This is a genomic window from Microbacterium jejuense (genome assembly GCF_039544225.1).
Lineage (GTDB): Bacteria > Actinomycetota > Actinomycetes > Actinomycetales > Microbacteriaceae > Microbacterium > Microbacterium jejuense.
Genome location: NZ_BAABLG010000005.1, coordinates 138,805 through 150,087, shown reverse-complemented (window position 1 = coordinate 150,087; position 11,283 = coordinate 138,805). Strand labels below are relative to the sequence as shown.

General features: G+C 71.9%; 10 protein-coding genes. 8 read left to right on the top strand and 2 right to left on the bottom strand.

The annotated features are described in order from the left end of the window. Window positions 1–179 precede the first annotated feature (179 nt). The 8 genes from ABEA46_RS10375 (at window position 180) to ABEA46_RS10340 (ending at window position 10,065) form a co-directional block, all read left to right on the top strand. Complete coding sequence (locus tag ABEA46_RS10375; RefSeq protein WP_345544472.1) at window positions 180–269, top strand: potassium-transporting ATPase subunit F; 90 nt, start codon at window positions 180–182, stop codon at window positions 267–269. Beyond that, window positions 269–1,951 carry a potassium-transporting ATPase subunit KdpA gene (kdpA, locus tag ABEA46_RS10370; RefSeq protein WP_345544471.1) on the top strand — a complete coding sequence of 561 codons (1,683 nt, stop codon included), beginning with the start codon at window positions 269–271 and terminating at the stop codon, window positions 1,949–1,951. The genes ABEA46_RS10375 and kdpA overlap by 1 nt, the downstream gene beginning before the upstream one ends. 1 nt (window position 1,952) lies before the next feature. After that, the gene (gene kdpB, locus ABEA46_RS10365) at window positions 1,953–4,124 is read left to right on the top strand and encodes a potassium-transporting ATPase subunit KdpB (protein WP_345544470.1); all 2,172 of its coding nucleotides are present in this window, start codon (window positions 1,953–1,955) and stop codon (window positions 4,122–4,124) included. 20 nt (window positions 4,125–4,144) lie between these two features. Next, window positions 4,145–4,759, top strand: a complete 615-nt coding sequence (gene kdpC / locus ABEA46_RS10360) for a potassium-transporting ATPase subunit KdpC (protein ID WP_345544469.1) — start codon at window positions 4,145–4,147, stop codon at window positions 4,757–4,759. Window positions 4,760–4,787: 28 nt separating this feature from the next. Continuing rightward, window positions 4,788–7,313: a sensor histidine kinase gene (locus ABEA46_RS10355; RefSeq protein WP_345544468.1), complete on the top strand. Its 2,526-nt coding sequence runs from the start codon at window positions 4,788–4,790 to the stop codon at window positions 7,311–7,313. Continuing rightward, window positions 7,310–7,987 (top strand): response regulator, encoded by a 678-nt coding sequence (locus ABEA46_RS10350; RefSeq protein ID WP_345544467.1) that lies wholly within the window; start codon window positions 7,310–7,312, stop codon window positions 7,985–7,987. Before ABEA46_RS10355 ends, ABEA46_RS10350 begins: the two co-directional genes overlap by 4 nt. 1 nt (window position 7,988) lies before the next feature. Then, a complete protein-coding gene (locus tag ABEA46_RS10345; protein ID WP_345544466.1) occupies window positions 7,989–8,969 on the top strand; it encodes a DUF389 domain-containing protein in 981 nt (326 codons plus the stop codon). A gap of 433 nt (window positions 8,970–9,402) precedes the next feature. Further along, the gene (locus ABEA46_RS10340) at window positions 9,403–10,065 is read left to right on the top strand and encodes a flavin reductase family protein (RefSeq protein WP_345544465.1); all 663 of its coding nucleotides are present in this window, start codon (window positions 9,403–9,405) and stop codon (window positions 10,063–10,065) included. Between the two features lie 55 nt (window positions 10,066–10,120). Here ABEA46_RS10340 and ABEA46_RS10335 read toward each other — a convergent pair whose 3' ends face one another. Both ABEA46_RS10335 and ABEA46_RS10330 read right to left on the bottom strand, forming a co-directional pair. Continuing rightward, window positions 10,121–10,492, bottom strand: a complete 372-nt coding sequence (locus ABEA46_RS10335; RefSeq protein WP_345544464.1) for a VOC family protein — start codon at window positions 10,490–10,492, stop codon at window positions 10,121–10,123. An 88-nt stretch (window positions 10,493–10,580) separates the two neighbouring features. Beyond that, entirely contained in the window at window positions 10,581–11,276 is a 696-nt protein-coding gene (locus ABEA46_RS10330; protein WP_345544463.1) for a helix-turn-helix transcriptional regulator, read from the bottom strand. Window positions 11,277–11,283 lie beyond the last annotated feature (7 nt).

The window sequence follows — 11,283 nt, the reverse complement described above, 5'->3', positions numbered from 1 at the left end:
ACGGATTCCGTGAGGACGGCGGCTGCGGCATCCGCCGCAGAGTTGCATCGAAGCCGCGCCCGCTGAACCGCGGGCTCCAGCCAACCGGGAGTCCTTGTGCTCGATGTCATCTACCTCGCCCTGACGCTCGCGCTGTTCGCGCTCGTCGGGCTGATCGCGAAGGGGGCAGAGAAGCTCTGATGATCGTCTTCTCGCTCCTCGCCGCCGTGCTCGCCCTCGCCGCCACCGTGTACCTCGTGGTCGCCCTCGTGAAGCCGGAGAAGTTCTGATGGACGCCGCAACACTGACAACCGGCATCCTCCAGATCCTCACCGTGCTGCTGGTGCTCGCGCTGATCTACCGGCCGCTCGGCGACGGGATCGCCCGCGTGTTCACCTCCGACAAGGACTGGCGCGTCGAGCGCGGCCTGTACCGGCTCGTCGGCGTCGACCCCCGCTCGCAGCAGACCTGGCAGGCGTACGCCCGCGGCGTGCTCGTGTTCTCGCTCATGGGCGTGCTGTTCGTGTACGCGCTGCAGCGGTTCCAGGCCGTGCTGCCGTACTCGCTGGGTCTTCCCGCAGTTCCCGAGGGCCTGGCGTTCAACACTGCGGCCTCGTTCGTCGCCAACACGAACTGGCAGTCGTACTCGCCCGAGGCGACGATGGGCTACACCGTGCAGCTCGCCGGCCTGGCGGTGCAGAACTTCGTGTCGGCCGCCGTCGGCATCGCCGTCGCCGTCGCGCTCGTGCGCGGCTTCGCCCGCCGCGGCGCCCCGACGATCGGCAACTTCTGGGTCGATCTCACCCGCGCGCTGACGCGGCTGCTGCTGCCGCTCGCCGTCCTCGCTGCGATCGCCCTCGTCACCGCGGGCGTCGTGCAGAACTTCGCCGGGTTCGTCGACATGCACACGCTCGCCGGCGGCACACAGAGCATCCCGGGCGGACCCGTCGCAAGCCAGGAGGCGATCAAGCTCCTCGGCACGAACGGCGGCGGCTTCTTCAACGCCAACTCGGCGCACCCGTTCGAGAACCCCACGCCGTGGGCGAACGTGCTGGAGATCCTGCTCATCCTCGCGATCCCTGTCGCCCTGCCCCGGGCCTTCGGGCGCATGGTCGGCGATGACCGTCAGGGCTACGCGATCCTCGCCGTCATGGGGTCGATCGCGATCGTGTCGATCGCCGCGGTCACGTGGCTGGAGTCGCTCGGCCTCGGCACGGCGCCGCAGCTGGCGGGAGCGGCCATGGAGGGCAAAGAGACGCGCTTCGGCATCTTCGGCTCGACGCTGTTCGCGGGCGCCACGACCCTCACGAGCACGGGTGCCGTCAACTCGATGCACGACTCGTACACCGCTCTGGGCGGCATGATCCCGATGATCAACATGATGCTCGGCGAGATCGCGCCGGGCGGCGTGGGCTCGGGCCTGTACGGCATGCTCGTGCTCGCGATCATCGCGGTCTTCGTCGGCGGCCTGCTCGTCGGACGCACGCCCGAGTACCTGGGCAAGAAGATCGGCCCGACGCAGATCAAGCTCGCGAGCCTGTACATCCTCGTGACGCCCACGCTCGTGCTCGCGGGCACGGCGCTGAGCTTTGCCATCCCGCCGATCCGCTCCGACATCGAGTCCACCTCGATCTGGAACCCCGGCGTGCACGGCCTGAGCGAGGTGCTCTACGCGTTCACGTCGGCGGCGAACAACAACGGCTCGGCGTTCGCGGGACTCACCGCGAACACCCCGTGGCTGAACACCGCGCTCGGCGTCGCGATGCTGCTCGGCCGGTTCATCCCGATCGTGCTCGTCCTGGCCCTCGCCGGCTCGCTGGCCGCGCAGGAGTCCGTGCCGTCGAACGCCGGCACTCTGCCCACCCACCGACCGCAGTTCGTGGGCCTCCTGGCCGTCGTCGCGGTCGTCATCACCGCACTCACCTACTTCCCCGTTCTCACGCTGGGTCCCCTGGCGGAAGGTCTCGTCTGAAATGTCCACCTCGACTCTCACCCCCGCTGGCGCGCCCGTCTCAGGCTCGGTCGCTGTCAAGCCCCGCAAGCCGTCGTCGCGGGCCTTCAGCGCCGCGCAGCTGTGGGCGGCGCTCCCCGGTGCGGTGCGCAAGCTCAACCCCGCCGCCCTGTGGCGCAACCCCGTGATGTTCCTGGTGTGGGTGGGCGCCGCCCTCACGACCGTCATCGCGATCGCCGAGCCCTTCCTCGGCGGCCCCGAGGCCTCCGGCGGCACGACAGTGCCGTTCGGCTTCACGTGGGGCATCGCGATCTGGCTGTGGCTGACCGTGCTGTTCGCCAACCTCGCCGAGTCCGTCGCCGAAGGCCGCGGCAAGGCGCAGGCGGCGACGCTGCGCAAGACCCGCACGTCGACGACGGCCCGCCGGATCACCGCCTATGACGAGCGGATGGATGCCGCCGCCCAGCGCGCCGAGACCGTCGAGGTCGCCTCGGCCGATCTGAAGCTCGGTGACGTCGTCGTGGTGACGGCGGGCGAGCTGATCCCCGGCGACGGCGACATCGTGAACGGCATCGCGACCGTGGACGAATCGGCCATCACCGGCGAGTCCGCGCCCGTCGTGCGCGAGTCCGGCGGTGACCGTTCGGCCGTCACCGGAGGCACGCGCGTGCTGTCGGACCGCATCGTCGTGCGCATCACCTCGAAGCCGGGTGAGACGTTCGTCGACCGCATGATCGCGCTCGTCGAGGGCGCGAGCCGCCAGAAGACGCCGAACGAGATCGCGCTCGGCATCCTGCTCGCGAGCCTGTCGATCGTGTTCGTCGTGGTGGTGCTGACCCTCAACCCGATCGCGTCGTACGCCGCCGCACCGGTGAGCATCCCCGTGCTCGTCGCGCTGCTGGTGTGCCTCATCCCGACGACGATCGGCGCGCTGCTGTCGGCCATCGGCATCGCCGGCATGGACCGGCTGGTGCAGCGCAACGTGCTGGCGATGTCGGGCCGCGCGGTCGAGGCCGCGGGCGACGTCACCACGCTGCTCCTCGACAAGACCGGCACCATCACCTACGGCAACCGGCGGGCATCGGACTTCGTGGCGCTGCCCGGCGTCGACGAGCCCGAGCTCGCCCGGGCCGCGGCGCTGTCGTCGCTGGCCGACCCCACCCCCGAGGGCGTCTCGGTCGTCGAACTGGCCGCGGTGCGCGGCATCCTCGTCGAGGCTCCCGAAGGGTCGGCCGTCGTCCCCTTCACCGCGCAGACCCGCATGAGCGGCGTCGACCTCGGCGACGGCAGCCAGGTGCGCAAGGGCGCCGGTTCGGCGGTGCTGGCCTGGCTGGCGGCATCCGGTTCCCCCGTCCCGACCGCGACGCGGGCGCTGCTCACCAGCGAGACCGACGCCATCGCGCAGTCCGGCGGCACTCCCCTGGTGGTCGCGACCCTGAATGAGGGCGGCGACGGCGCGGTCCTCGGCGTCGTGCACCTCAAGGACATCGTCAAGGACGGCCTGCGCGAACGGTTCGACGAGCTGCGCGCGATGGGCATCCGCACCGTGATGATCACCGGCGACAACCCGCTCACCGCGGCCGCCATCGCCAAGGAGGCGGGCGTCGACGACTACCTCGCCGAGGCCACGCCGGAGGACAAGCTCGCGCTCATCAAGAAGGAGCAGGCGGGCGGCAACCTGGTCGCGATGACCGGCGACGGCACGAACGACGCCCCGGCTCTCGCGCAGGCCGACGTCGGCGTCGCGATGAACACCGGCACATCGGCCGCGAAAGAGGCCGGCAACATGGTCGACCTCGACAGCGACCCGACGAAGCTCATCGACATCGTGCGCATCGGCAAGCAGCTGCTCATCACGCGCGGCGCGCTCACGACGTTCTCGCTCGCGAACGACATCGCCAAGTACTTCGCGATCATCCCCGCGATGTTCATGGGCGTGTTCCCCGGCCTCGCAGCACTGAACGTCATGCAGCTCAGCTCGCCGGCATCCGCGGTCACGAGCGCGATCATCTTCAACGCGATCATCATCGTCGCCCTCATCCCGCTGTCGCTGCGGGGCGTCACGTACCGCCCGGCGAGCGCATCGCAGATCCTCAGCCGCAACCTGCTCGTGTACGGGCTGGGCGGCGTGATCGCCCCCTTCATCGGCATCAAGCTCATCGACCTCGTCGTGAGCCTCATCCCCGGCTTCTGAACGGTCCGACAGGAGACACCATGTCCATGACCACCCGCACCACCGTCCGCACCACCGGCGTCGCCCTGCGCGCCATGATCGTCTTCACCCTCGTGCTCGGCGTCGGCTACACGCTGCTCGTCACCGGCATCGGGCAGCTCGCCCTGCCGTGGCAGGCGAACGGCTCCCCCGTGCAGAACGGATCGGGCGACACCGTGGGCTCGGCCCTCGTCGGCCAGTCGTTCGCCGACGCCGACGGCAACGCCCTGCCGCAGTACTTCCAGCCCCGTCCGTCCGCGGCGGGCGACGGCTACGACGGCGGCGCGTCCAGCGGCTCCAACCTCGGACCCGAGAACGCCGACCTGATCGCGGCCATCCAGGAGCGCCGTACCGCGATCGCCGCGCGCGAGGGCGTGTCGCCGTCCGAGGTCCCCGCCGACGCCGTGACGGCATCGGGCTCGGGCCTGGACCCCCACATCAGTCCCGCATACGCACTGCTGCAGGTGCCGCGCGTCGCCGCGGCGCGCGGACTCGACGAGTCAGCCGTGCGCGAGGTCGTCGAGGCGCACATCCAGCAGCGCGACCTCGGGTACCTCGGCGACCCGCGGGTGAACGTGCTCGAGCTCAACCTCGCGCTGGACGCGCGGGGGCGATGATGCGGGCGAGGGGTCGTAAGGTGACCACATGAAGCGCGGCAGGCTGCGGGTGCTGCTGGGCGCCGCGCCGGGCGTCGGCAAGACGTACGAGATGCTCGAAGAGGGCCGCCGCCTCGCCGAGGACGGCCGGGACGTCGTCATCGCCGTCGTCGAGACGCACGGGCGCTCCGCCACGGCCGCGCTGATCGACGGGCTGCCGATGACCCCCCGCACCACCGTCGTGCACCGCGGGGTGGAGCTCACCGAGATGGACGTCGAGGGCGTGCTGGAGCGGCATCCCGAGATCGCCCTCGTCGACGAGCTCGCCCACACCAACGCACCGGGACTGCGCCACGCGAAGCGCTGGCGCGACGTCGACGACCTGCTCGACGCGGGAATCGACGTCATCACGACCGTCAACGTGCAGCACCTGGAGTCGCTGGGCGGGGTGGTCGAGCAGATCACCGGCGTCGCGCAGCGCGAGACGGTTCCGGATGCCGTCGTCCGAGGCGCCGACCAGGTCGAGATCGTCGACCTCTCGCCGCAGTCGCTGCGAGACAGGCTGTCGGCGGGACTCGTGTACCCGGCCGAGCGGATCGACGCGGCGCTGTCGAACTACTTCCGGCTGGGCAACCTCACGGCCCTGCGCGAGCTCGCGCTGCTGTGGGTGGCCGACGAGGTCGACAGCGCCCTGAAGACCTACCGGGCCGAGCACGGCATCGAGGGCACCTGGCAGGCGCGCGAGCGCGTGGTCGTGGCGCTCACCGGGGGCGCCGAGGGCGAGACGCTGCTGCGCCGCGGCGCCCGCATCGCCGCGCGCTCGGCCGGCGGCGAGCTGCTGGCCGTGCACGTGTCGAGCCAGGATGGTCTGCGCTCGGGCGACCCTGTGGCTCTCACCGCGCAGCGCGCGCTCGTCGAGTCGCTCGGCGGCACCTACCACCAGGTCGTGGGCGACGACGTGCCGCGCTCACTCGTCGAGTTCGCGCGGTCGGTGGATGCGACGCAGCTCGTGATCGGCGTGAGCCGCCGCGGCCGCCTCTCGACGGCGCTCACCGGACCCGGCATCGGCTCGACCGTCGTGCGGGAGTCCGGCGACATCGACGTGCACATCGTCACCCATTCCGAGGCCGGCGACCGCTTCACACTGCCCCGTCTGAGCGGCGGGGCGCTCAGCGTCAAGCGGCGCGTGCTCGGGTTCGTGCTGGCCCTCGTGGGTGGCCCGCTGCTGACGCTGCTGCTCGTGACGCTGCGCACCGACGAGACCATCACCAGCGACGTGCTCGCCTACCAGCTGCTCGTGGTGCTCGTCTCGCTCGTCGGCGGCATCTGGCCGGCGGTGTTCGCCGCGGTGATGTCGGCGTTCACCCTCAACTACTTCTTCGTCGCGCCGTACTACACGGTGTCGGTCGCCGATCCGCGCAACGTGTGGGCGCTGATCCTCTACGTGCTGATCGCGGTGCTGGTCAGTTACGTCGTCGACCGCGCCGCACGCGCCGCGCGGGCCGCGCGCCGCTCCGAGGCCGAGGCGGAGCTGCTCGCCAACGTCGCCGGCAGCGTCCTGCGCGGCGAGTCGGCGGTGCCCGCGATGGTCAGCCGCACGCGCGAGTCGCTGGGCCTAGCCGGCGTGCGCCTCATCGGACCCGACGGCGGCGTGATCGCCACCGACGGCGAGCCGGTGCGCGACGGCCGCCACGAGACGGTGGCCATCGGCCGCACGATCGACGGCAGCCCCCGCGCGACGCTCGAGCTGCACGGGCACGCCTTGGATGCGTCCGAGCGACGGCTCGTCGACGCCGTCGCCGCGCAGCTGGCCGCGGCGCTGGAGCACACCGACCTCGCCGCCACGGCGCGCGCCGCGGGCGTGCTGGCCGAGACCGACCAGGTGCGCAGCGCGCTGCTGTCGGCGGTGAGCCACGACCTGCGCCGCCCGCTCGCGGCGGCCGTCGCCGCGGTCGGCGGGCTGCGCGCCGCCGGTCCGCAGCTGTCGCCCGAGGATCGCGCCGAACTCGTGGCCACCGCCGACGAGTCGCTCGCGACGCTGTCGGCCCTCGTCACCGATCTGCTCGACGTCAGCCGTGTCGAGGCGGGTGTGCTCGCGGTGTCGCTGGCCGACGTCGACGGCGCCGGCATCGTCCTGTCGGCCCTGGACGAGCTCGGCGCCGGCCCGGAGCGCTTCGAGCTCGCCCTCGACGCCGACCTGCCCGCCGTGCGCGCCGATCCGGTGCTGCTGCAGCGCGTGCTCGTCAACGTCATGGCCAACGCCGCCCGCCACTCGCCGCCCGGCGCGCGCGTGCGGGTGTCGACCAGCCGCCTGGGCCGGATCGCCGAGATCCGCGTCGTCGATCACGGCGTCGGTGTCGCCCCCGAGCGGCGCGAAGACATGTTCACGCCGTTCCAGCGCCTCGGCGACACCGACAACACCGCAGGACTCGGCCTCGGGCTGGCCCTGTCGAAGGGGTTCACCGAGGGCATGGGCGGTACGCTCACCCCCGAGGACACGCCCGGAGGAGGACTCACGATGGTCGTCGCGCTGCCCGTCGCAGAACCGGCACGACCGAGCGGGGCCGCCCTGTGAAGGTCCTGATCGCCGACGACGATCCACAGCTCGTCCGCGCCCTGCGCATCACGCTCGCCGCCCACGGGTACGAGGTGATCGCGGCCCCTGACGGCGTCGCCGCGGTCGCCCTCGCGGCGAAGGAGAACCCCGACATCGTCATGGTCGACCTCGGGATGCCTCGGCTGGACGGCATCCAGGTCATCGAGGCGCTGCGCGGCTGGAGCGGGGCGCCGATCATCGTCGTGTCCGGACGCACCGGCTCTGCCGACAAGGTCGAGGCGCTGGATGCCGGAGCCGACGACTACGTCAGCAAGCCGTTCCAGATCGACGAGCTGCTCGCGCGGCTGCGGGCGCTGTCGCGGCGGGCGGGCGCGGCATCCGCTGCCCCCGTGGTGAGCTTCGGCGACGTCGTCATCGATCTGTCGACCAAGACAGTCACCCGCGGCGGCGAGCGCGTGCACCTGACGCCCACCGAGTGGCGGATCCTGGAGTTCCTGGCACGCAACCCCGGCTCTCTCGTGACACGCCAGGCATTGCTCAAAGACATCTGGGGCACCGAGCAGGTCGCCGACACCGGCTATCTGCGCCTGTACATGTCGCAGCTGCGCAAGAAGCTCGAAGCCGACCCCGGCCACCCCGTGCACCTGCTGACGGAGTCCGGCATGGGCTACCGCCTGGTCGTCGACGCCTGACATGCTCACCGTCCGCGTCACCGCCCCGCACGAGCTCGCGAGCGACCTGTGCGAGCGCCTCCGCGACGACCCCACCGTCAGCGACATCGTCTACGTGCCCGCCGCGGCGCTCGGCGGCCGTGGCGACCTCATCCACTTCGAGCTGGCGCGCGAGAGCGCCAACAACGTCATGCGCATGCTTCGCCACGCCGGAGTGCCCGCGCAGGGGTCGATCGTGGTGAGCGAGCCGATCGCGGTGGTGTCGGATGCCGCGACCGCCGCCGAGCGCGCAGCCCCGGGTCACCCGGCCGACGGCGTGCTGTGGGCGCAGATCGCCGATCACTCCCGCGAGGACGCCCGCCCGTCATGGAGCTTCTTCGCGTTCCTGCTGCTGGCGACGCTGATCGCCGGCATCGGCCGACTGCTCGATCAGCCGATCCTCATCATCGGCGCGATGGTCGTCGGGCCGGAGTTCGCCCCGCTCGCGGCCATCTGCTACGCCGTCGTGCGCCGCAAGCGCGGCATCGCGGGCATGGCATCGGTGACGCTGTTCGGCGGCTTCGCGCTGTGCGCCGCGATCGCGTGGGGGCTGTGGGCGATCGTGTACGCCCTCGGGTTCATCACGTTCGAGCAGGCGACCACCGGACCGCTCACGCAGTTCATCATCACGCCCGACGTGTGGTCGTTCGTGATCGCGGTGCTCGCGGGGATCGCCGGCGTGCTGTCGCTCACGACCTCGAAGTCCTCGGCGCTGGTCGGCGTCTTCATCTCGATCACGACGGTGCCCGCCGTGGGCACGATCGGACTCGCCCTGGCCGTCGGCGCGTGGGACGAGGCGCTGAGCGCCTTCGCACAGCTGCTCCTCAACCTCGCCGGCCTGTTCATCGCCGGCATCGCGACGCTGTTCGTGCAGCTGAAGGTCGGCCGGCGCCTCGGGCTGCAGCTCGAGGCCCGTCGCGCCCGACGGGCCCAGCGGTCGCAGCCGTCTGCCGGATCGGTCTGACCCTCCGGTCTCGGCGAAACCCGGGGTTTCACGTGAAACCGAGGGCGTCGTCCCCTGGCTCGCGGGAATTCCCTCGGGTCGGCGAGCCGATCCCTTGGCTCGCCGACGTTCCCGGTTTCGCGCGACATGCCCGGGCTCGGCGACATGCCCGGGCTCGGCGCGCGATTACCCTGTCTCGTCGAGCCCGGGGGTCTTCGGCGAGACCGAGGGCGTCGCCCCCGGCTTCGCGCGGTCTCCGGTCTCGGCGCGCAGACTCCCGGTCTCGGCGAGCAGGCTCCCCGGTCTCGGCGAGCAGACTCCGGGCTGGGCAGCGGGTCGTCGGACGACGGCGGGATGCCGGCGGCCGGGGCCGCAGGGCCGCGTCCGATTCCCGCCGGACGCGGCCGTCGGCGCGGCCGAGACTGGACCCGTTCCCCACGAAAGGCGGCATCCCATGGGCACCCTCACCCCGCTCGACCCGCACGTCGCGATCGAGCCCGCGATCCTGTACTTCGGCACACCGGTGTCGCTCCTGTCGACGATCGATGAGGACGGCCACCCGAACCTCGCCCCCAACTCCTCGGTCTGGTGGCTCGGGCAGACGGCCATGGTCGGCGTCGCCGCGCGCGGCCAGACGGGCCGCAACCTGCTCGCGACCGGCGAGGTCGTGATCAACCTGCCCTCGACCGCCGAGGTGGACGCGGTCGACCGTCTGGCGCTCACCACGGGCCGCTCACCGGTGTCGCCGCGCAAGACGGCGGCGGGCTACCGGCACGTCGCCGACAAGTTCGCCGAGGCCGGGCTGCACCCGGTCGAGTCCGAGACCGTGGCACCGCCGCGCATCGCCGAGTTCCCGGTGCACCTCGAGGGCCGCGTCACCGACCTGCACCCGCTCGGCGGCGCGCCCACGGCCGGCGACGCGAGCGTCCTCGCGGTCGAGATCGCGGTGACCCGCGTGCATGTGCGCGAGTCGCTGCGACTCGCCGGCTACCCGAACCGGATCGACCCGGAGCGCTGGCACCCCCTCCTGCTGAGCTTCCAGCGCTTCTTCGGCCTCGGCGACGAGGCTCACCCGTCGCGCCTGGCCTCGATCGACGAGGACTGGTACCGCGGCTGACGCGCCGGGCTGCGGCATCCATTCCCCTCGAAGGACGAATGGATGCCGCACCGCGTCACGCGGGACGCGCGAAGAGGTTGACGAGATTGCCGTCCGGATCGCGGACCACGGCGGAGCGGTTGCCCCACGGCATGGTCGCCGGGGCGAGCACGACCGCCGCAGCGTCCGGATCGAGCCGCGCGAACTCCTCGTCCACGTCGTCGACCTCGAACTCGATGACGACGCCCGACGTCCGGGCCGGAGCGACCGCGGCGTCGCCGAGCATGGCGACCGTGGTGACGTCCCCGATGGCGAGCGTCGCCCGGTCGGTGCGGATCTCGGCGAACACGGGCGCCGGCCGGCTCGCGGTGCGCTGCGTGACGCGCTCGTAGAAGGCCGAGAGCCTCTCGACGTCGCGGGTGATGATGCGGATGGATGCGAGCTGCATGGTGTGCCCTCTCTGAAGTCGGATGGGGCTTCCAGAGTGGGCGGCGTTCGCGACACCGTCCTGTCGGTGTTCGGCGAACTGCGCACGGTCAGTCAGCGCCGAGGGGGCGCAGGCGTCCGTACGGGATCTGCAGGTCCTCGGCCCGGATGGCCCGCGCGGGCGGCCGTTCGCCGGTGGGCTCGACGACGAGCACGCGGTCGCCGCGGAAGGCGCGGACGCCGCCGCGCAGACGGCACCAGGCGACCAGGTACCAGTCCTGCCCCTTGCCGATGTACCCCAGAGGCTCGACCTCGCGGGTGGTCTCGGTGCCGCCGGCGTCGGCGTAGCGGATGCGCAGCACGCTCCTGCTGCGCAGCGCGTCTGCGAACAGCCGTGGAGCGCCGGCGCGCTCGTCGTCCTCGAGCAGGTGGACACGATCGGTCAGCGCCGTGATGCGGCGTGCGTCCTCTTCGTCCATGACCGCCCGGACCTTCTGGGCGGCGCTGCGGGCGGCGTCCTGGAACGGGCTCGACGCCAGCTGCCCGAGCCCGACCATGACCGCGAACGCCTCGTCGACCGTCAGTCCGAGCGGCGGCAGGCTGTGGCGCGCATCGATCGTGTAGCCCCCGGTGCGGCCGGCATCCGCCCAGATCGGCACGCCCGAGGCCTGGAGCGCACTGATGTCGCGCTCGATCGTACGGGTGCTCACCTCGAACCGGTTCGCGAGCCAGCTCGCGCTGCGGCGACCGGGCGCCGCAGCGCGGAGCTCTTCGACGAGCGCATAGAGCCGATCGGTGCGGGTCACCGCAAGA

Excerpts from the sequence above, each read along its gene's own strand:
- ABEA46_RS10375 (WP_345544472.1), top strand. The coding sequence starts at position 180 with ATGATCGTCTTCTCGCTCCTCGCCGCCGTGCTCGCCCTCGCCGCCACC.
- kdpA (WP_345544471.1), top strand. The coding sequence starts at position 269 with ATGGACGCCGCAACACTGACAACCGGCATCCTCCAGATCCTCACCGTG.
- kdpB (WP_345544470.1), top strand. The coding sequence starts at position 1,953 with ATGTCCACCTCGACTCTCACCCCCGCTGGCGCGCCCGTCTCAGGCTCG.
- kdpC (WP_345544469.1), top strand. The coding sequence starts at position 4,145 with ATGTCCATGACCACCCGCACCACCGTCCGCACCACCGGCGTCGCCCTG.
- ABEA46_RS10355 (WP_345544468.1), top strand. The coding sequence starts at position 4,788 with ATGAAGCGCGGCAGGCTGCGGGTGCTGCTGGGCGCCGCGCCGGGCGTC.
- ABEA46_RS10345 (WP_345544466.1), top strand. The coding sequence starts at position 7,989 with ATGCTCACCGTCCGCGTCACCGCCCCGCACGAGCTCGCGAGCGACCTG.
- ABEA46_RS10340 (WP_345544465.1), top strand. The coding sequence starts at position 9,403 with ATGGGCACCCTCACCCCGCTCGACCCGCACGTCGCGATCGAGCCCGCG.
- ABEA46_RS10335 (WP_345544464.1), bottom strand. The coding sequence starts at position 10,492 with ATGCAGCTCGCATCCATCCGCATCATCACCCGCGACGTCGAGAGGCTC.